The sequence below is a fragment of the Agrobacterium sp. NPDC090283 genome (assembly GCF_044769685.1).
Lineage (GTDB): Bacteria > Pseudomonadota > Alphaproteobacteria > Rhizobiales > Rhizobiaceae > Agrobacterium.
In genome coordinates this window covers 130,151-150,008 of the sequence record NZ_JBIVYG010000005.1, presented here as the reverse complement: position 1 = coordinate 150,008, position 19,858 = coordinate 130,151, and the positions used below count along the sequence as shown (strand labels likewise).

Sequence of the window (19,858 nt, the reverse complement as noted above, 5' to 3'; positions counted from 1 at the left end):
GGTGGCGGACCACCCCGGTCCGGGCTCAGTTCTTGGATGGAATACGGGCGACCATGCGCAGCGAGGTCGTCAGTTCTTCCATCTGCAACCAGGGCCGCATCCATGCGACCGCGTTGTAGGCACCGGGTTTGCCGGGCACTTCCTGCACGGTCACCTTGGCATCGCGCAGCGGATATTTCGCCCGGCTTTCTTCGCCGGCTTCGTCATTGGCGTTGACGTAGTTGGCGATCCAGCGGTTGAGCCAGACTTCGCAATCGGACGCCTCCATGAAGGAGCCGATCTTGTCGCGGCCCATGACCTTGAGATAATGCGCGAAACGCGAGGTGGCCATGATGTAGGGCAGGCGGGCGGAAACGGCGGCGTTGGCCGTGGCTTCCGGCTTGTCGTAGAGCTTCGGCTTGTGCGCGGTCTGGGCACCGAAGAACACCGCATAATCCGTGTTCTTGTAATGGCAGAGCGGCAGGAAGCCGAGCTTGCCGAGCTCGGCATCGCGACGGTCGGTAATGCCGACTTCAGTCGGGCATTTCAGGTCGAGGTCGCCGTCATCGCTGGAGAAGACGTGCATGGGCAGGTTTTCCACCCGGCCGCCATTTTCCGCGCCACGGATCGCCGTGCACCAGCCGCTCTTTGCAAAAGCGTCGGTCAGCTTGGTGCCCATGACGTAAGCGGCGTTCATCCAGCAATATTCATCATGCTGCAGGTCGCCATTCACCGCACCCCTCGTTTCGTCATAGGCGAAATCGTCGATGGGGTTGGTCTTCGGACCATAGGGCATGCGGGCCAGCACACGCGGCAAAGCGAGCGTGACGAAACGGGAATCGTCGCTTTCGCGGAAGCTGCGCCACTTGGCATATTCCACCGTGTCGAAAATCTTCTCCAGATCGCGCGGACGGGCGAGATCGCGATAATCCTCGAAACCGAACATGTGCGGGCTGGCGGCCGAGATGAACGGCGCGAAAGCCGCCGCCGCGATCGATGATACGCCCTGCAGCAGCTGCACGTCATCGAAGGAATTGTCGAATTCATAGTCACCGATGATCGCGCCGAGCGGCTCGCCGCCGGGGGTGCCGAATTCGTCTTCGTAGATCGCCTTGAAGAGGCGGGACTGATCAAATTCGACGGCTTTTTCCAGATCGCGCGCCAGTTCACGCTTGCCGGCATTCATGACGCGGATCTTGAGGTTCACGCTCGTCTCGGAATTCTTGACGAGGTAGTTGAGCCCGCGCCAGGTGCCTTCGAGCTTGGCGAATTCCGGCGCCTGCATGATGGCGGCGAGCTGCTCGGAAATCGTCCGGTCCAGTTCGGCAATCGCGTGGTTGAGGGTGACGGTGAGGTTGCGGTCATATTTGACCGTTCCCTTCAGCGCCTGATCGGTCAGCGTGCGCAGGAGGTTCTGCGCACGGTCCGGTTCGGTCTGGCGGGTTGCGGAAACCACCTTGGACAGCAGTCCCTGATCTTCGGCGGTCGTTGCCTGTGCTTCGCTTTTCAGCAGGCTTTCAGCGCTCATGTTTCAGTCCTTCCACATGCGGCTTTGAAAATGCCGCTTGAACAGTTGAAGCCCTAACGGGCCGTTCGGGGAGGTTTTCCTCCGCACAGGCGATTATTCGCTCGCGCCGTTCTTTTCCTTCAGTTCGGAAACCAGCGTTGCGAGGTCGGTCTTGTTCTGCAGAATATCTTCGAGCATCCGCTCCAGATCTTCCGAGCGGTCGGCCTTGGAAAGCAGGTCGCGCAGCTCGTTGCGGGCATCCAGAAGCGCCTTGAGCGCCGGAACCTGCTGCACGACGGCGCCGGGTTCGAAATCGTCCATGCTCTCGAACTTCAGGTTGACCTGCATGTCCGTGCCGTCTTTCTGCAGCGTATTGGCAACGGAAATGTTGAGGCCCGGCGTCATGCGACGCATGACTTCGTCGAAATTGTCGCGGTCGATCTGAACGAATTTACGCTCGCCGAAGGGCTTGAGCGGCTGGGTGGGATTGCCGGAGAAATCACCGAGCACGCCGACCACGAAAGGCAGCTCCTTGACCACCATCGCGCCTTCGGTTTCGACTTCGTATTTGATGTGAACGCGGGGCTTGCGAACCCGCTCCAGCTTTTCATGTACACTTGCCATTTCAACCTCCTTGATGCCCCTTGGCATGGATGACTGTTACGGGGCGGCGTCTCGCCCCGAGTTGGTTATTTTCCGTTGTTGTCTCCGCCGGGTTTGATGCCGGCGGCCGTCAGAACGGCGTTGCGGGCCTGCGCTTCCGGCAGAAGCTCCGCCAGCAGTTCCGAAAAATCCATGCGCCCCCTGCGAACCAGCGTTTCGATGGAGAGCGAAATCGGTGAGTGCGGTTCGGTACGGCGAAAATAACGCGCAACCGAAAGAAGAGTTTCAAACGCCTCATCGCGCGAGGATATGCCTTCCGGGGAGGCTGCAGGTGCACGAACGGCCGGCTGCCCGCTTTCATCGGTGCTCGCAACGACGGCCGGTGCCTGTTCGACCGGTGCCGGTTCCTGGTCGCGTCCGCCCAGCGTGCGAATTGCCGCGGCCGCTTCGATAAGCGTGTTGCGGATATTGGAACTCGGGGGGGCGGCCTGGCCGCAACGTTCGGAAAGAACGGCCGTGATGGCGTCAAACGAGGAGAGACAGGCATTCACCGCCGCCAGATGGGAAGACATGGCGGCAACACCGGCCTCGGACGCTATCCGGTACAGTTCTTCGCGGCGTTTGCTCTCGTTCGGACGCTGCGCCAGCTGGAAATCCCAGAGACTGTGTTCTCCGAATTTCCCTCCGGGGATCAACGATGCCAGCCGGAGCGGCTGAACAAGTGTCCCCTCGCTGCCAATGCCATTCAATCCCGCAAAAGGTGCAAATTTTTCCTCGTCATTGTCATCGCTGATCGAGCGCAATGAGTCCCAGTGGTTGTAAAAAAGATCACCACAAAGCTCGTAGATTTCACGCAGCCCATGGAAGCCGCGCAGTCGCAGGCTTGCTTCCGCGAGCCATGCCAATATTTCAACATCCTTGCTTTCGGAATATATAATCTGCAATCCAAGATTGCTGACACTGTCCCAGCTACTGGAGATCTTCAGGTTATCCTGGGGGGGTGCAGCCCGCTCTTCTGCGCGTGCCTGGTTTCTTTCGTCCTTAATTCTATAGTATATTTCACGAGTTCTTGAATCGTTGCGGATATTATCTCCGCAATTCGCCAAAAATTCTATATCTCTTTTAACATGTGGCATATCCAAGAGCAGTCTATCCCCAGAAAATAGTAATGGATTTTTTGTAGTTACTTCCCTTACGTGAGGCTATTGATCAGACAGACTTATTCAAAATGTGTCTAAATTGTGGCGTCTACTGCCTAATCTAACCCGATAAAAAATAAACTTCGGGGTGGACAACCCGGTTTCATCATCATAGTTATTCCACGTCACGTTGTGGAATGAACCGGGGCAGGAGGCTCATTGCATGTCGCATATCGATCTCAATCGCCTCGTTGGAGCGCTTGAGCCAGACCTGCGCGTTACCCTTGAAGCTGCGGCTTCCGTTGCGGTGCGCATGGGGCACAGATACGTGGATATCCCGCACTGGCTGCTGGCGGTTGTGGATACCGGTATCTATTCGGAAACATTCGAGGAATTAAAAATTCCACTTCCGGTATTGAAGGCTGAACTTGGCCGCAGTCTGGAGGAGGCCATAATCGGCGACGGGGAGGCCTTGTCGCTCTCCCAGAACATCCTGACGGCGGCCCGAGAGGCATGGATTCTTGCTTCGCTGGAGGCTGGCCGCGACCGTGTGACGCTTGGCGATCTCCTGTTGGCGATGGATGAGGAAACCTCACTTCGCTCCTTCGTCCGCTCGGCATTCCCGTCTCTCAAGGCAATGGATCGTGCGGCGCTCGAGCGTCTTCGCAGCTCGTCCGACACCGGCGCAGCCGCGGATATTCCTTCCGCATCGGCAAGCGCAGGACAGGCAGGTACGGCCGGCCAGAACGATTTCTTGCGCCTTTACACCCAGGACATGACCGCCGATGCCCGCAGCGGCAAGGTTGATCCCGTTATCGGCCGTGATGATGAGTTGCGCCAGCTCGTTGATATTCTGACGCGCCGCCGGCAGAACAATCCCATTCTGGTGGGGGAGGCGGGTGTGGGCAAAACGGCGGTCGCCGAAGCGCTGGCGCTGGAAATCGCCTCCGGCAACGTTCCGGAAAAACTGCGCAATGTCCGCCTGCTGAACCTCGATATTTCGCTGCTGCAGGCCGGTGCCGGCGTGAAGGGTGAGTTCGAGCGGCGCCTGCATGGTGTGATCGACGCGGTCAAGCGTTCTGCCGAACCGGTCATCCTGTTCATTGATGAGGCCCATGGCCTTGTCGGCGCGGGAGGGGCTGCGGGTCAGGGCGATGCAGCAAATATTCTTAAACCCGCACTTGCACGAGGCGAAGTGCGGACCGTCGCGGCGACGACGTGGAGCGAATACAAGAAATATTTCGAGAAGGATGCGGCGCTGACGCGTCGTTTCCAGCCCGTGCATGTGCGCGAGCCGGATGAGGCGACCGCGATACGGATGTTGCGCGGTGTGGCCGATAGTTTCGTCAGCCATCACAACGTCACCGTTCGTGACGAGGCGATCGTGGCCGCCGTGCAATTATCCGCGCGCTACATGCCGGCGCGGCAATTGCCGGACAAGGCTGTCAGCCTGCTTGACACGGCTGCTGCTGCCGTTTCGCTGGCGCGCCAGACCCTGCCGGAGCGGCTGCGCGCCATGGAAAGCGAGCGGCGCCTTCTATCGGACGAGTTGAATTGGCTTCTGCGTGAACCGCAGGATGAGGATATGCAAGATCGCATCCAGTCGATACGCGATGAGCTTGAACGGCTCGAGGGCGGGATCGATGATCTGCGCGGCCGATATGACGCGGAGATGGCCGAACTGGCGGCGCTCAGTGAAGAGCAGCCGGCTGAAACCGGTGCGTCGAATGTTTCGCATTTGCGGCCTGCCGCGGATATGCGGCCGGCAAATGCCGAAAGACTTGTGCCGACCGTGGTCGATCGTGAAGCGATTGCCGCCGTCGTCTCGCGATGGACCGGGATTCCGCTCGGGAAGCTTCTGGCGGACCAGATCGAAAGTGCCCGCACGCTGGATCAGCGCATGCGGCAGCGGGTGGTGGGGCAGGATGCCGCTATTACCCGGATTGCCGATGCCATGCGTACTGCCCGTGCCGGATTGTCCGATCCGCGCCGCCCGCCGGCCGTGTTTTTCCTTGTCGGCATGTCCGGAACGGGCAAGACCGAAACGGCGCTGTCGCTGGCGGATATGCTCTATGGCGGCAACAGCCATCTGACGACGATCAACATGTCGGAGTTCAAGGAGGAGCACAAGGTTTCGCTGCTTCTCGGCTCGCCGCCCGGCTATGTCGGTTTCGGCGAAGGCGGGGTGCTGACGGAAGCGGTGCGCCGCCGGCCGTTTGGCGTTCTCCTTCTCGATGAGATCGACAAGGCCCACCCCGGCGTCCAGGATATTTTCTATCAGGTGTTCGACAAGGGCGTGCTTCGCGATGGCGAAGGCCGCGACGTCGATTTCAAGAACACCACGATTTTCATGACGGCCAATACCGGTTCGGAATTGCTTTCGGCGCTTTCCGCCGATCCCGACACGATGCCGGAAGGTGAGGCGCTGGAAGCGCTTCTGATGCCGGAGCTCTCCAAACAGTTCAAGCCCGCATTCCTCGGGCGCACGATCATTCTACCCTTCATGCCGCTCGGCACGCAGGAGCTTGCAAGGATCGTGGACATGCAGATTGGCAAGATCAGGGAACGTGTGCTCGCAACATATGGCACCGACCTGAGATTGTCCGATGCGGCGCGCGATGCCCTGGTGGCGCGCGCCGGTGCAAGTGAAATCGGCGCACGCGCCATCGAAATCATGATCGGCAAGGATCTCCTGCCGCCCCTTTCCAGCTTTTTCCTCGAGAAGGTCATTGCGGGAGAACGCGTCGGGAAGATCGTTGTCGATTTTGGTGAAAACGGGTTCGGCATTCGTGCCGAAGCGGCTGGGGAAGCAGATGAATTCGCCGTAACCGAAGAGGTTGGGGTGGATAAAGTTGCCGCGTCGGATGGGGCTACCCGACGCATGCGGCATTAAACGAAGGGTAACGCGGCCTCGAAGCAAGAGGTCATTTCAGCTACAGGAGCTTACAGCATGCCAATTTATCTGCAGATTGACGGTATCCAGGGCGACGCCACGCATGAGGAGCACCGCAAGTGGATGGACATTGAAGCCATTCATTGGAACGTGGCTCGCAACATGAACACCTCTGCTGGTTCTGCTGCAAACCGCGAAGCATCCGAACCGACCATCTCGGAAGTCATTCTGACGAAGGTCAGCGATTCTTCTTCTACGAAGCTTTTCCAGGAAGCCTGCGCCGGCCGCACCGGCAAGCTTGCAACGATCCACCTGGTGACGACCGGCAATCCGGGCAACACCTATATCGAATACCTGCTGACGAACACGCTTATCGCCAGCTACTCGGTGGATTCCAGCGGTGACCGCCCGGTGGAGACGATCAAGCTCAACTTCACGAAAATGGAAGTGAAGTACACGCCGTTCGACGACAACAACTCGCCGCAGTCTCCGATGATCGCTTCCTACGATCTGGCGACGACCAAGGCCGCCTGATAGCCACGCGACCCGGTGCCGGTATCGGCCGGCACCGGAACGTTTTCATCGCAGTTTTGCAGCTCACGTCGTGATGTTTCTCATCCACGTTGGACGAGGCGGGTTTGCCATGCGCTCCCTATATGCGTTTTTTGTTTCCGTGCCGGTTGTTCTGGCTCTGTCCGGTCTTTCTCCGGCCGGTGCCGAGGATCGGACATGGATCTTCTCCGGTGCCGAACTCAAACAGGCCATTGAGGGGAAGTTCGCTCCTGAGGTGTCTGATCCGGAAATGCGGCGGCTGGTTTCCGTCGCAAAATCGAGCGCCTATATCGCCGGTGTGGCCGATCTGACAAGCGGATCGGACTGGTGTGGTGCGGGTGCCGTGGCGCCCCATGAACTCACCGACCGGATCTACACCTATCTTAGCGATATCCCTGCGGAAAAACTGGATGAACAGGCAGCCACTCTCGTGCGGGAGGCGCTCAAGGTCTCCTTTCCCTGTGAGCAGAAAAGTAACTAGTGGGACGAACCATGCGTGTTAACTTTGATACTCTCTACAAGAATTATCCGAGCAGCGACCCGTCGCACCCGAATTATCTCAGCCAGCGTGATCTGTTCACCGAAATCGGCTGGGAAGATTTCATCGGCAATCCGAACTATCACAATACCTGCGCCATCCGCGTCAGCATTGCTTTCGTGAAGTCGGGCATCAACATCGTGCCCTCTTCGCACCGCATCCAGAAAGGCTCCTCTGCCGGAAAGGGCATAGAGGTGAACATGCGCCGTCTCGCCACCCTGATGAAGCGGACGAGCTATCTCGGTGAGCCCGAGCCTTTCACCCCCACGACGGCGCGCAACGGCATCGGCGCGCGCAACGGTGTCGTGGCCTTCAACAATATCCCCGGCTACACCGGCGGCGGTCACATCGATCTCGTGCGGGGCGGCTCGGAAGCCACCCAATGCGCATCGGCCTGCTACTATAATTCGGAAACGATCTGGTTCTGGCCACTGCAGGCCAGCCGCGGATCCTGATCGGGTCGGGGGAACTCCCTATTGTCTTGCGGAGACCACGTAGCGGTTTGGAAGACGGCCCTGAACAGGTTTCGCCGGTTTGATTGGCGGAACCTGTTCTAGACTTTGCCGGTGGATGCTCTGCCTCCATGCATCCACGCCGAAAGAAATTCCAGGGCCTCCTGCTCTCCCAGCGGCGGCGCATAAATATAGCCCTGCACCAGCGTGGCGCCGAGGCCTTCAAGCGCGGCAAGCTCGGCTGGTGTTTCCACGCCTTCCACCACACATTCCAGCCCCATGTCCCGGCTGAGCGTGAGAAGGGATTTCACGATTTTGTAGCTGGCCGGTTTTTCGTGCAGATCCGTGACGAAGCTGCGGTCGATCTTGATCTTGGTCAGCGGCAATGCATGCAGTCGCGTCAGGCTGGAATAACCGGTGCCGAAATCGTCCAGCGATATGCCGCAGCCGAGACGCCGCAGCATTTCGACCGACTGCCTGACCTGTTCGAAATCATGCGCAAAGGCTGTCTCGGTGATTTCAAGGTCGAGACGCCGCGCATCGAAGCAGCTGTTTTCGATGATGCCGAGCAGGGACAGCACGCCCTCATGGGAATTGAGGTCCTGGGCCGAAAGGTTGAACGAGAGGCGCAGGGAAGGTTCCCACTTCGAGGCGGAGGCCAGCGCCATCTTGAGAAGCGGCCGCGTCAGCGAACTGACGATGCCGGCCCGTTCCGCGATGGGAAAAAACTGGGAAGGCGGCACATGGCCGAGAACCGGGCTGTGCCAGCGTGCCAGAGCTTCAAAACCTGCCGTTCTTCCGTCGCGTATATCGACGATCGGCTGGAACACGACCGAAAGCTCGTTTTCCATATCCCGCTGTTTGAGCAGATGCTCGATGCGGGCTTCGATATTAATCTGCTTTTCGTGTTCCGCATCGAACAGAACGGCATCACCACGCCGGGTTTTCTTGGCATGGTAGAGGGCATAATCCGCCCTGTCGAAAAGCTGCTCAAGCGTGGAGGCGAGGTTTGGAAAGACGGCTATTCCCATGGAAGCGGACACATGCACGGTCCCTTCCGGCATATGGTAAGGCGCCTTCAACTGCTCTGAGATCGCATTGGCATTTGCGACGAGTTGCGGATCATCGGGGATGATCGGAGCGACGATGGCAAATTCATCGCCACCCAGTCGAAAGGCCCTGCTGGCTTTCAGATTGGCCGTGAGGCGTTTGCTGACATTGACCAGCAGCCTGTCTCCCACCGAGTGCCCGTAAAGGTCGTTGACCGGCTTGAACCCGTCCAGATCGATGACCCCCAGCGCCAGCCGGGTTCCGTTGGCCCTCGCCTTTTCGAGTTCGGCTTCAAGATGGGCGAAAAAGGCGCGGCGGTTCGGCAGTTCCGTCAGGCTGTCGATATTGGCAAGCAGCAGGTTTTCGTTGCTCAGCGCTTCCGTGCGCTGCTGTGAAATGACCATGCGCTCGAAATTGCGGTAGTTGGTCAAAAGGATCGACATCATGCCGGCGCAGACCAGCAGCACGTTGATGGCGATGGCGACAAATGTCGGTTGCCGTGACGCCAGAAAGAAGGCGATGAAGGCGCCATTGACGATGACCGTCACCATGAAGGCGGCCGAGCGCACATACATCAGACAGAAAATGCAGGAAATGACGGTAATCGCCATATAGAAGGCGACATGGGATCGCGTATAGGCATCCCCATAGGGCACCAGCAGAAAAGACCAGAGCGTGAACGCCATGGCGATGCCGGCGGCGAGGCGGTTTGTGCGCCGAAGGGCTGCGTGCGCCACCCGGGGTTCGGGATCCCTGCCACGTGTCCTCCACCAGAAGGCGACCCTGAGCGTGCAGCCGAGCGTGAAGAGAGCGGGAACTCCAACCGTGAGCCAGAGCGGCGCCAGTTGCATATGGGTCACCGCCAGCGCCCAGGTGCTCGAGAGCAAAATGAAATACATCATCGGCATCTGCCGGGTGAAAGCCCGGTACTGTGCTTTCAGCAAATCAGGATTGTCAGACCGGACGGACATGAAATCCTGCAATCTTTGTGTGGCGTTCAGTATTTTCATTCATGGCTCTTCAAGTACAGAGCGTCATTTGTAACATAATTCCTGTTACGTCATTGGAAATACACAGGGTTAACCGATAGACAACTCCATCAACCGCAAGATGCAGGCGCCGCACTTCGCAACATTTTATTATTTCCATTATTAAGCACTTTCTCCAACACCCCTCGGGATGGGTGTGAAGGCCCTTTGTCTCTTCTCATGAGCTGCCGCGAATCTATCGAATTGGCATGATGGGACTGCCCGCTTCCATTGGTCGTCAATTCCTTTTCAAACCGTCTTGAAAAGATTGAACGCGCGTGCAAAATGGACGCGTGTTCAAATTTTGAGGAATGGTTCTTGCGCATGGATTCGATCCACTATCCCGACACATTGGCGGCGCGTGCCGAATTGTGCCGCAGCGTTATTCTTTCGGCAGGGGAGCTGGTACTAAAAGGTTTTCAGGGCGAGGCGACGCGCAGCTTTTCGATGAAGGGGCCGCAGGATTTTCTGACGGTGACGGATGCGGCTTCCGAAGCGCATATTCGCGGCGTGATCTCGGCCGCTTTCCCGGATGACAGTTTTTTCGGTGAAGAGGGCGGCGGGGAGATCGGTGACCGCGTCTGGGTCGTGGATCCTATCGACGGCACCGCCAATTTTGCCCGTGGCATTCCGCATTTCTGCATCTCAATCGCCTATGTCGAAAACGGCCGGACCGAAATCGGCGCGATCTATAATCCCGCCATTGGCGAGCTTTATCTTGCCCGCCGGGGTGAAGGAGCGACACGCAACGGGCAGCCGATCCGGACTGCGGAAACGGAGCGTTTCGATGCGGCTTCGATCGAGATGGGGTGGTCTACCCGTATCGCGAATGCCACCTATCTCGATGTGGTCAAGAACCTGCTCGATATGGGCGCCAATGTTCGCCGCGCCGGCTCCGGTGCTTTGGCGCTTGCCTATGTGGCCGATGGCCGTTCCGATGGCTATCTCGAATTGCATATGAATTCATGGGATTGTCTTGCGGGGCTGCTACTCGTCAGCGAAGCTGGCGGCGATGTGTGCCCATTTCTGGAGATCGGCAGTTTGCGGGATGGTGGACCGGTGCTGGCCGCAGCTGCCGGTGTTGCCAAAGGTGTCAGCCAGGCATCGAATATAGTCCTCGCCGCGCGGCAGCTTTCGGATGATCCGCAGGCTGCATCGGCCTGATTTATGACGGCGGGCCCTTGGGTCCTTCGTGCATGTGGAGGAATGAAATGGATGGACCCGTTTATGCCCGGCCTGCAATCAGCCTGATTGCGGAAGGGCTCGGCCCGCACGGTGCTGCGCTTTACATTGGCGGCAGCGATGGTGCGAGTGATCTCGGGCTCCTGCGCCGGCATGGCATCACCATTGTCGTCAATTGCGCCGTCAATCTGGATATCAATCTCGTGCAGGCCGTGGCGGAAGAGGACGAAAGGCGCGCCGTTGGCTATGGCGATATCCGCTACTACAAGCTTGGCCTTATCGATGGCGAGGGCAGCCCCGACACCATGATGCTGGGTGCCTATTACATTCTCGACGGCGCGTTGCGTCAGACCATGCCTGAGCGGGAAACCTATCCATTTGCCGATGGCGGCAATGTGCTGGTCAATTGCCGCAGTGGGCGCAGCCGTTCCGTCTCGCTGGTGGCGCTTTTCCTGCACAAGCAGCAGCCGGATCTCTATCCGACCCTCGACGATGCGCTGGCCGTGATCCGCACGAAACGGGAGCTGCGGCCTGACGAATGGTTCGAGACGCCGAAACCGATGCTTTATGCCGCCGCTCGCCGTGCTTCCGACTGGATCGACATGGTCGAGGGCAGAAAGACCGCTCTACCATGCTGACACGTACGCTTCCCTCCGTTGCCGTCATCGCCGACGCGCATTTCCATGACACGGCAGCTGATTTCGGATTTCCCGGCATCGAGATCGGTGGCCAGCGCATCACCATGCGCAGCTGGTCGGATACACGCGAATCCACCCGGGTTTTCAACGAGAGCGCCGATGCGCTCCATGCGGCGCTCGAAGAGGTGCGGCAGCGCGGCATTCGCCATGTGGTGCTGCTTGGCGATTATACCGATGATGGCCAGCGGGTGACGACTGAAACGCTGAAGGGCATCCTGCAGCGCCACAGCGATACCCACGGCACGGCCTTTTACGCATTGCCCGGAAACCACGATATTTTCGGCCCTCGCGGGCGGCACCATACCAAGGAGTTTCTGACGGAGAACGGCAAATGCCTTTCCGTTTCAAGCGATGCACGGCGGGCCGGTGAGCGCGTTGTCGTCAGCGACCGGATGTATTGCGAGGGTTATCCTGCGGGCCTTGGTCCGATGGCGGCTTTCGGTTATTTCCGTCAGCCGGACTATCTGCATTGGGAAACCCCTTTTGGAATGTCCGATGCGGCGGAAGACCGGCTGTATGAGGTGCGCTCGCCCGATGGGCGCAATGTCTATCGTCTGATGGATGCCTCCTATCTGGTCGAGCCGGAGCCGGGCCTCTGGCTGCTGATGATCGATGCCAATATTTTCGAGCCGCTCGATGGCGCGTTTGAAACGGGCGAGGAGGCGGCTTTCACCGACAGCACCTCCGGTGGCTGGAATGCGCTTTTGCGCTGCAAGCCTTTCCTCATTGACTGGATCGCCGATGTGCGCCGCAGGGCGGAAATGCACGGCAAGACATTGCTCGGCTTTTCCCATTATCCGGCGCTCGACCCTTTCGATGGTGCAAGCGGCGCAGAAAGTGCCCTGTTCGGCGAAACCAATGTCGTGCGTCGTACGCCGCGCAAGGCCGTGGAGGATGCGCTGTTACAGGCCGGGCTTACCGTCCATTTCAGTGGGCACCTGCATGTGGAAGGCGTGACGCGGCGCGGGGAGGGTGAAAATTCGCTCACCAATATCGCCGTGCCATCGCTTGTCGCCTTTCCGCCTGCCTTCAAGGTCGTCCATCCGTCGCGGCAGGAAATCCTTGTCGAGACGGTGGAGATGGCTGCCCTGCCGGTCAATGACCGCATTTGCCGTGGTTACGCGCAGGAAACGGCACTGGCGGGCGAGGAAAACGACCGGGCCCTTGCTGCCGGCAATTACGGTGAGTTTCTGCTGGGCCACAACCGGGCGCTGATCAGGCGCCGTTATTTCACCAGGGAATGGCCAGCCGAGGTCGTCGCGGCAATCGCCGACAAGAGCATTCGGAACGTTCTCGGCCTGCTTGGACAAAAAGGCCTATCCTCGTCCGACGATGCTGTCCTGTCCTTAGAGCTGCCGATGTTCGAGCTGATTGCCGACTGGTATTGCCTGCGCCAGGGCGCAGGTCTTGCGCTGCCGCATATCGCGCCGCACCGGCTTTCCCTTTATCGAATGCTGGCGGAGCGCTTCGGTCGCGCGCCGGATCATCACGATGGTTCGGTGGAGAGTTTTCTCGAAATCTTCTTCGGAGCCCTCGGCCTGTTTCTTGAACGTGCCGAGAGCAGCCCGGGCGATCTGACGCTTCGGCTTGCACCGCGGCACGAACGCGTTGCGGTTTGAACGGAGGATGCCGGCGGATGGACGTGGAAGCGTCTAGCGCGCGGTGATGCGCTCCACCATCGAGACGGGTACGACCTGAAGTCGGGTTTCCGGCTCATCGCTATCGAGCGCGGTCAAAACCTTCTCGGTCAACGCGTCGAAGGATTGGGCAACGGTGGTTAGCTGGTAGCTTTTCCAGCTGGCCTGCGGAATATCGTCGAAACCGACAATCGATATGTCTTCCGGCACCCGACGGCCCATTTCCAGCCGCGCTGCATCCATGAAGCCGAGCGCCAGCAGATCGGTCACGCAGAAGGCGCCGTCTATCGTTTTGTCGGTCAGCAACTCGCGGCCGGCCTGATAACCGCTGTCATAGCTCGTCGGTCCGCCGGACCATGGAACGACCTCGATGCCTTCGATGGTCATGCGCTGGGTGAAGGCGCTGGCGCGGCGCAACTGGGCCGGCGTCTGGCTGCCGCTGGAAACGACCGCGACCTTTTTGCACTTTGCCTCCACAAGCCGCATGGCGGCAAGCTCGGCACCGCGGGAATCGTCGCTCAGCACCATGTTCGTATCGGTGCGGTCAAGACGCTGATTGATGAGGATGAGGCGCACACCATTGGCGATGCATTCGTCGACGATCGAGGCCGGCGGCTCGCCGGAGAGAACGACGATAGCCTGGGCGCGGAACTCGAAGAGCCGTTCGATCAGCGGAGCGATGTCCTTGCGCGCATCCGCCGCATTCAGCAGCAGGCATTGCAGGCCGCGACGCAGAAGCCCGATGCTCAGCAGATCGAGCTGCTTTGAAATGAAGGGAGAGCTGAGATTGGCGCCGACGACCCCGATGAGGTTGGAACGGTCATTGTTGAGGCCCTGCGCCAGACGGTTGACGCGGTAGCCGAGTTCCTGTGCGGCTTTCAGCACCTTGCGCCGGACGGCCTTCGATACGCTGCCGCCGGGTGTGAAGGTACGCGAGACGGCGGAGCGCGAAACCCCGGCCCTTTTCGCCACCTCTTCGGCTGTCACGAACCCTCTCGCCATTCAACTCCCCCGTTGCGAAATCCTATGCCTGATATCACAGGTCGCACGGCGTCGCCTATGCCGATCGAAACATTTGCGCGGGAGACGCTCCTGCAGGCCACCTTCCGCGCCCCTGCGACCACCGCTCGCCGTAGCATCATCTCTTCAAGAACCGCTGAACCGGGCGGGTTCAGAGGAACTGCAGCCGGAACTGCTATCCACGCCTAGTCCTCGCGTTTGAGGGCGTCGACTGCGGCTTCGGCGCGCGCGGCGGCTTCCCTTGCTTCACGCGCGGCATCGGCAGCTGCTTCAGGGTCGGAGGAGGAGCCGTCATAACCGCCCATGGCGCGCTCCCCTATACCGATGTGAAAATCCTTCAGCTGGAAAGCGGCGAATGCCAGAAGGCCGGCAGCGGCAACAAAAAGGCATGTCTTCATGCGCAGGTTCATTTGCGTTTCCCTGCGCCTCAATCGGTGATGTGCAATTCGATTGCCTGTGACGAAAAGCAGCCGATGAAGCAGGATATCGGGTTTCCGTCCGCGGCCCGGTCGATTGCGGTGTAGGCGAGCACCGGCAGCGATTTCGACGATTTGAGGAAATAATGTTCGTGAGGAGCTGGCAGCCGTGCGACGACGATTGTTTTTGCACGTTGATAGTCAACCACGCCGAACCGTTTCAGTGTTTCGCTGATCGATCCCAGCTCTTCGAAAATCTCCGGAAAGCCGGAAAACCGTGTCGCACAACAAAAGCGGGTGCCGATGCCGATGGGGTGACCATTGGCGTAAGCGCCGATTTGCAGGGCGAGCAGCGGTGCTTTTATGCCAAGACCGAGAGCTGCTGCGACATCTTCCGTCGCCGGTTCAAGCCACCAGCGCAGCAATTTGCGGTCCGGACGCGCATTCACGGCTTCAAGATTGCGGTCGAAATGGACCCGGCGGCCAACGACGTAAGGAATCGGCGCGTCGCTGACGAAGGTGCCGCTGCCATGCAGAATACGGAGCAGTCCTTCTTCTTCCAGTGAGGCCAGCGCGCGGCGCGCCGTCATCCGGTTGACCTTGAATTCCCGGGCGATGTCCTGGCTGGAGGGAATTTTTTCGCCGGGTTTCAACTCTCCCTGTTCGATCCGCCCGCGCAACGCGGCGGCGACCTGCCGCCATAAAGATTTTGTTTCTGATGTTGCATTGTCCATGCGCGGCGTCCGGTTGTCTTGCAGATGTCACATGAATGAGGTTAAAGGTATATACCTCTTTGCAGTGGTATATTCTATTTAAAACTCATCCGTTTCGGTTGTCCGCATGATTACCAGTATTTCGCCTGATCGCTACATTGTTTGGGATTTTGAGGGCACTCTTGCCGTCCGTAGAGGACGTTATACCGGCGCGCTGGAGACAGCCGCGGGAATGGTCGATCCCGCCTTTCTCGGCATGGCCGACAATATCCGCCCGTTCTTGTCCGGCGCGTTTCCCTGGCATCGGGCGGAACTCGCACATGCCTTCGCGGGGGACGCGGAAGCGTGGTGGCGTGCCATTCTCACCGCAGCCGAAGCGGCGCTCGTGGCGCTGGGCATGGACCGAGGCATGGCGGCGGAGGTCGCAAAACATTCGCGCGGGATCTATCTCGATCCCGTCGGCTGGGAAGTCGATCCGCAGGCCATGCCTGTGCTTGATCAATTATCCACTGCCGGCTGGCGCCATGTGATCCTGTCTAATTTTGCGCCGGAACTACCGTCGCTGGTGAAAAACATCGGCCTCTCCAGCTGCATGGATCATGTTTTTTCCTCTGGCCTGATCGGCCTTGAGAAGCCATCGGCCGCGCTTTTTCATCATGTGGCCGGAGTGCTCGCACCGCATCGTGCTTGCTGGATGATTGGCGACAATCCCCATGCCGACATTGCCGGCGGCCGGGCCGCCGGTCTCTCGACCATCTTGGTGCGACCTGAAGGCCCGGGGCCCGGACTTTCGGTCGCCGAGCTTTCCGCCATTCCCGCCATCATTTTAGAGGAGAACCGACCATGACATGTTCCGAGGCCATTACCCTGTCGATGAAAGACAGGTTGCGCCAAATCCCGTCGCTGAAAGCGCCGCTTCCGGAGTGCGATCCGCTTGCGCTGCCCGATACACCACAGGACGCTTTTGCCCTGTGGCTGGACGATGCCCTCAATGCCGGTATCCGCGAGCCGCACGCCATGACCTTGTCCACGGTGGACGAGAACGGCTGGCCCGATGCCCGCATGCTGATCCTGAAAAACCTTGACGAGCGCGGCTGGCATTTTGCCATAAAGGCTGAGAGCCCCAAGGGGCGGCAGATCGAAAACAGGTCGCACGTCGCTTTGACCTTCTACTGGTCGGCGCTCGGACGGCAGGTTCGCCTGCGTGGCCCCGCAATCATGCTTTCCGACGGTGAATGCGCGGAAGATTTTCTCGACCGCCCCGTCAGCTCGCGGGCCAGCGCCATCGCCTCGCGGCAAAGCGAAATTCTCGAAGCGGGCGAGGGCCTCGAAAGCCGCATGGCCGAGGCGCAGGCCCTCATCGCGGCCAATCCGGATTATGTGTCCCCGGGATGGCGTGTCTATGCCGTTGCGCCCGTTGTCGCGGAGTTCTGGCAGGGGGCATCCGACCGCAATCACAAGCGGCTGCGATATGGTCTTGTCGGGGATAATCCGACGTGGGAAAGGTCCCTTCTCTGGCCGTGAAACCAACCCGGACCGTCGCGACGGTTCCTGATCCTGCCGATGGTCCGGGCGCCTCATTTGGCTCAGGCTTACCGGTTCAGGAGGGCAACACCCGTTTCCTCATCGAACAAATGCATATCGGATGGGTCAATGTCGAGGCCGATCATTTCACCGGCTTTGACCGCGCTGCGTCCCTGCACCGCGATGACCAGTTCGGTGGATGTTGCCGTTGTGAGGAAGGTCGCCGAACCGGTCGTTTCCACAGCGGAGACAGGCAGCGTCAATGCTGCCCCGACTGCCGTTGCCGGCCGGATATGTTCCGGCCTGATGCCGACGATTACATTTTTACCGGGAGGCAGGGAGACAGGGTTCCTGACCGACTGCTGCGGCTCGTCTTCATCGAACCGTAACTGAAGGGAAGCGCCATCCGGGCTGACGGTCGCCGGAATGAAATTCATCGCCGGCGAGCCGATGAAGCCTGCAACGAAACGATTGACGGGGCGGTCGTATAATTCCAGCGGCGTTCCCTGCTGTTCGATGACACCGTCACGCATGACGACGACATGATCGGCCATGGTCATCGCCTCGATCTGGTCATGGGTGACATAGACCGAGGTGGCATGCAGGCGATCGTGCAGCGCGCGGATTTCCTTGCGCATATGAACGCGCAGTGCGGCATCGAGGTTGGAAAGCGGCTCATCGAACAGGAAGGCCTGCGGATTGCGGATGATTGCCCGGCTCATGGCCACGCGCTGACGCTGGCCGCCGGAGAGTTCACGCGGATAACGCTTCATCAGCTTGGAAAGACCGGTCGTGGCCGCAACCTCTTCCGCCGCCTTGCGGGCCTCGGCCTTGGCAACGCCGCGCATGCGCAGCGAATAGGTGAGGTTTTCCTCCACCGTCATATGCGGGTAGAGCGCATAGGACTGGAACACCATGGCCACATCGCGCTTGCGCGGCGGCACGCCGTTCATGAGCGTGCCGGCAATGCGCATGTCGCCGGCCGATATGGTTTCAAGGCCCGCGAGCGAACGCAAAAGCGTGGATTTGCCGCAGCCGGAAGGGCCGACAAGTGCGACGAAGGTGCCCTTCTCGATGGAAAGGTTGATGTTCTTCAGCGCATGGAAGGCGCCGTAATATTTGTTGACGCCGGAAAGTTCGATCTGAAGGGTCATTTGAGCGCTCCTGATGTCAGGCCGGAAACGATGCGGCGCTGCAAGAGAATGAAGAGGGCGAGAATGGGCGTCACATACATGGTCGCATAGGCCATGATGTTGTTCCATTCGCTGGTATTGGGGCCCATGAAGGAGTTGAGACCGACGCTGGCGGGCTGCAGTTCCGCCGCCTGGATCATCGATTTCGAATAGACGAACTCACCGAAGGCCTGCATGAAGATGAGGATGGCGCTGACGATTATGCCGTTTCTGGCAAGCGGCAGCACGATGTTGAAGAAGGCGCCGACTCGGGAATTGCCATCCACCAGCGCCGCCTCTTCCAGCTCCTGCGGCACCGCCATGAAGGTGGCGCGCACCAGCACGACAAAGAAGGGCATGCTTTTGGCCGCAATGGCGAGGACGACCGACAGGCGCGGATAATCCAGAAGCCCGAATTGCGAGAAACCGACGAAGATCGGCGTGATCATCAGCGATGCCGGCAGAACCTGCAGCATGAGGATGAGGAACAGGCCGATATCCAACCAGACATTGCGATACCGCGCCAGAACATAGGCACAGCCGACGCCGAGAATGGTGATCAGAAACACCGCGCTCGACGCGATCAGCACCGAATTCCACAGGTAGCGCCCCATATTGCGGCTGTTCCAGACATAGGCATAGGTCTGCCATTGCGGATCGCTGGGCCAGAAGGATGGCGGATTGGCGAACATTTCCGAGCCGCTTTTGAGCGATGTCAGATACATCCAGTAAAGCGGGAAGAGGTAGATGATGGCGAGAACGATGGCGATTGCCAGCATCAGGCGATTGCGGTTGGTGGTGCTCATCCGCGCACCTCATGCCGTGTCGAGCGCACATAAACGACGGATGCCAGCATGACGAAAACGATCATGATGACGGATATCGTTGCGCCCTTGCCGAAATCATATTGCCGGAACGACAGATCCCAGGCCCAATATTGCGCCACGTTGGAGCTGTTATTGGGTCCGCCATCGGTAATGGCGGCGAAAAGATCGAATTGCTGCAAGGTGAAGATCAACCCGAGCGAAACGATCGCGCCGATGGTGGAGCGCATCATTGGCAGGGTGATGGTGTAGAAGCGCTGCCAGGCATTGGCGCCATCAAGCTCCGCCGCTTCGTAAAGATCACCCGGAATGGAGGCGAGGCCGACGGAAAGCAGGATCATGTTGAAGGAGGTGCCGAGCCAGATATTGGCGATGACGACGGCCCAGAGCGAAAAATTCGCATCCGAACGCCAGAAGATATTGCCCGATATCAGGCCGCTTTCCCGCAGGAAGAAATTCAGGACGCCGAAATCGCCCGAGAGAATCCAGTTCCAGATGGCGCCGACGACGAGGCCGGGCATGACCCAGGATACGAGGAACAGGCCGCGCAGCCAGGTTGCGCCGGGAAAATTCACCCAGAAGAATAGCGCGAGGCCAAAGCCGATGGCGAACTGCCCGGCAATGGAAGCGACGACAAAGGTGACCGTGTTCATGAGAATGGGCAATGTTTCAGGCTGCCGGAACAGATCGACATAATTCTTGAAGCCGACGAAGGGGCGCACGAAGGTGCCCAGGCTGAACATGTCGACTTCCTGAAAGCTCATGACAATGTTGTAGAGCAGCGGCAGACCCGCCATGACGAACAGGAAACCCAAGGGCAGGGCGACAAGGACGATGTCGAAACCGCGACCGTCACTGACGCTGGAAAACAGTTTTTTCATGAAACATCCTCGCAAGCTCCGCTTGGGGCCGCCGCCGCTTGTCGCGGCAG

The 19,858-nt window shown here is 59.3% G+C and carries 19 protein-coding genes; 9 read left to right on the top strand and 10 right to left on the bottom strand.

The annotated features are described in order from the left end of the window. Positions 1–25: 25 nt before the first annotated feature. The 3 genes from tssC to tssA form a co-directional block, all read right to left on the bottom strand. Positions 26–1,507, bottom strand: coding sequence for a type VI secretion system contractile sheath large subunit (gene tssC / locus ACIQUH_RS09925; protein ID WP_400814311.1), 1,482 nt, complete (start codon positions 1,505–1,507; stop codon positions 26–28). A gap of 93 nt (positions 1,508–1,600) precedes the next feature. Beyond that, positions 1,601–2,110 (bottom strand): type VI secretion system contractile sheath small subunit, encoded by a 510-nt coding sequence (gene tssB, locus ACIQUH_RS09920; RefSeq protein WP_010973761.1) that lies wholly within the window; start codon positions 2,108–2,110, stop codon positions 1,601–1,603. Between the two features lie 65 nt (positions 2,111–2,175). After that, on the bottom strand, positions 2,176–3,231 hold the full coding sequence (gene tssA, locus ACIQUH_RS09915) for a type VI secretion system protein TssA (protein WP_400814308.1): 1,056 nt from the start codon (positions 3,229–3,231) through the stop codon (positions 2,176–2,178). A 220-nt stretch (positions 3,232–3,451) separates the two neighbouring features. Between tssA and tssH the strand changes: the two genes are divergently transcribed. The 4 genes from tssH to ACIQUH_RS09895 all read left to right on the top strand — a co-directional run bounded on the left by tssH (position 3,452) and on the right by ACIQUH_RS09895 (position 7,666). After that, entirely contained in the window at positions 3,452–6,121 is a 2,670-nt protein-coding gene (tssH, locus tag ACIQUH_RS09910; RefSeq protein ID WP_400814306.1) for a type VI secretion system ATPase TssH, read from the top strand. 57 nt (positions 6,122–6,178) lie between these two features. Beyond that, complete coding sequence (locus ACIQUH_RS09905) at positions 6,179–6,655, top strand: Hcp family type VI secretion system effector (RefSeq protein WP_003504561.1); 477 nt, start codon at positions 6,179–6,181, stop codon at positions 6,653–6,655. Between the two features lie 109 nt (positions 6,656–6,764). Then, positions 6,765–7,154: a Rap1a/Tai family immunity protein gene (locus ACIQUH_RS09900; protein WP_400814303.1), complete on the top strand. Its 390-nt coding sequence runs from the start codon at positions 6,765–6,767 to the stop codon at positions 7,152–7,154. A gap of 11 nt (positions 7,155–7,165) precedes the next feature. Beyond that, complete coding sequence (locus tag ACIQUH_RS09895) at positions 7,166–7,666, top strand: type VI secretion system amidase effector protein Tae4 (RefSeq protein WP_400814301.1); 501 nt, start codon at positions 7,166–7,168, stop codon at positions 7,664–7,666. Positions 7,667–7,764: 98 nt separating this feature from the next. Here the strand turns inward: ACIQUH_RS09895 and ACIQUH_RS09890 are convergent, their stop codons facing one another. Then, a complete protein-coding gene (locus tag ACIQUH_RS09890; RefSeq protein WP_400814299.1) occupies positions 7,765–9,723 on the bottom strand; it encodes a putative bifunctional diguanylate cyclase/phosphodiesterase in 1,959 nt (652 codons plus the stop codon). 342 nt (positions 9,724–10,065) lie between these two features. Between ACIQUH_RS09890 and ACIQUH_RS09885 the strand changes: the two genes are divergently transcribed. The 3 genes from ACIQUH_RS09885 to ACIQUH_RS09875 are packed head-to-tail and all read left to right on the top strand — an operon-like array spanning position 10,066 to position 13,240. Next, positions 10,066–10,905 (top strand): inositol monophosphatase family protein, encoded by an 840-nt coding sequence (locus ACIQUH_RS09885; protein ID WP_400814653.1) that lies wholly within the window; start codon positions 10,066–10,068, stop codon positions 10,903–10,905. A 47-nt stretch (positions 10,906–10,952) separates the two neighbouring features. Continuing rightward, a complete protein-coding gene (locus tag ACIQUH_RS09880; RefSeq protein ID WP_400814296.1) occupies positions 10,953–11,561 on the top strand; it encodes a dual specificity protein phosphatase family protein in 609 nt (202 codons plus the stop codon). Next, the gene (locus ACIQUH_RS09875; protein WP_400814294.1) at positions 11,555–13,240 is read left to right on the top strand and encodes a metallophosphoesterase family protein; all 1,686 of its coding nucleotides are present in this window, start codon (positions 11,555–11,557) and stop codon (positions 13,238–13,240) included. Before ACIQUH_RS09880 ends, ACIQUH_RS09875 begins: the two co-directional genes overlap by 7 nt. A gap of 33 nt (positions 13,241–13,273) precedes the next feature. On the opposite strand, the gene ACIQUH_RS09870 is transcribed toward ACIQUH_RS09875, so the two are convergent. The 3 genes from ACIQUH_RS09870 to phnF form a co-directional block, all read right to left on the bottom strand. Further along, positions 13,274–14,260, bottom strand: a complete 987-nt coding sequence (locus ACIQUH_RS09870; RefSeq protein WP_400814292.1) for a LacI family DNA-binding transcriptional regulator — start codon at positions 14,258–14,260, stop codon at positions 13,274–13,276. A gap of 203 nt (positions 14,261–14,463) precedes the next feature. Then, positions 14,464–14,688, bottom strand: coding sequence for a hypothetical protein (locus tag ACIQUH_RS09865; RefSeq protein ID WP_400814290.1), 225 nt, complete (start codon positions 14,686–14,688; stop codon positions 14,464–14,466). 17 nt (positions 14,689–14,705) lie between these two features. Then, positions 14,706–15,428: a phosphonate metabolism transcriptional regulator PhnF gene (gene phnF / locus ACIQUH_RS09860; RefSeq protein WP_400814288.1), complete on the bottom strand. Its 723-nt coding sequence runs from the start codon at positions 15,426–15,428 to the stop codon at positions 14,706–14,708. A gap of 106 nt (positions 15,429–15,534) precedes the next feature. Here phnF and ACIQUH_RS09855 point away from each other — a divergent pair, with 106 nt between their 5' ends. Both ACIQUH_RS09855 and ACIQUH_RS09850 read left to right on the top strand, forming a co-directional pair. Then, the gene (locus ACIQUH_RS09855; RefSeq protein WP_400814286.1) at positions 15,535–16,254 is read left to right on the top strand and encodes an HAD family hydrolase; all 720 of its coding nucleotides are present in this window, start codon (positions 15,535–15,537) and stop codon (positions 16,252–16,254) included. Continuing rightward, entirely contained in the window at positions 16,251–16,931 is a 681-nt protein-coding gene (locus ACIQUH_RS09850; RefSeq protein WP_400814284.1) for a pyridoxal 5'-phosphate synthase, read from the top strand. Before ACIQUH_RS09855 ends, ACIQUH_RS09850 begins: the two co-directional genes overlap by 4 nt. Positions 16,932–16,999: 68 nt before the next feature. On the opposite strand, the gene ACIQUH_RS09845 is transcribed toward ACIQUH_RS09850, so the two are convergent. From ACIQUH_RS09845 to ACIQUH_RS09835, 3 genes are read right to left on the bottom strand one after another with little or no spacing between them, the layout of a single operon-like run. Continuing rightward, positions 17,000–18,085, bottom strand: coding sequence for an ABC transporter ATP-binding protein (locus tag ACIQUH_RS09845; RefSeq protein ID WP_400814282.1), 1,086 nt, complete (start codon positions 18,083–18,085; stop codon positions 17,000–17,002). After that, positions 18,082–18,909: a carbohydrate ABC transporter permease gene (locus ACIQUH_RS09840; RefSeq protein ID WP_400814279.1), complete on the bottom strand. Its 828-nt coding sequence runs from the start codon at positions 18,907–18,909 to the stop codon at positions 18,082–18,084. Before ACIQUH_RS09840 ends, ACIQUH_RS09845 begins: the two co-directional genes overlap by 4 nt. Further along, positions 18,906–19,808, bottom strand: a complete 903-nt coding sequence (locus tag ACIQUH_RS09835; RefSeq protein ID WP_400814277.1) for a carbohydrate ABC transporter permease — start codon at positions 19,806–19,808, stop codon at positions 18,906–18,908. Before ACIQUH_RS09835 ends, ACIQUH_RS09840 begins: the two co-directional genes overlap by 4 nt. Between the last annotated feature and the right edge of the window lie 50 nt (positions 19,809–19,858).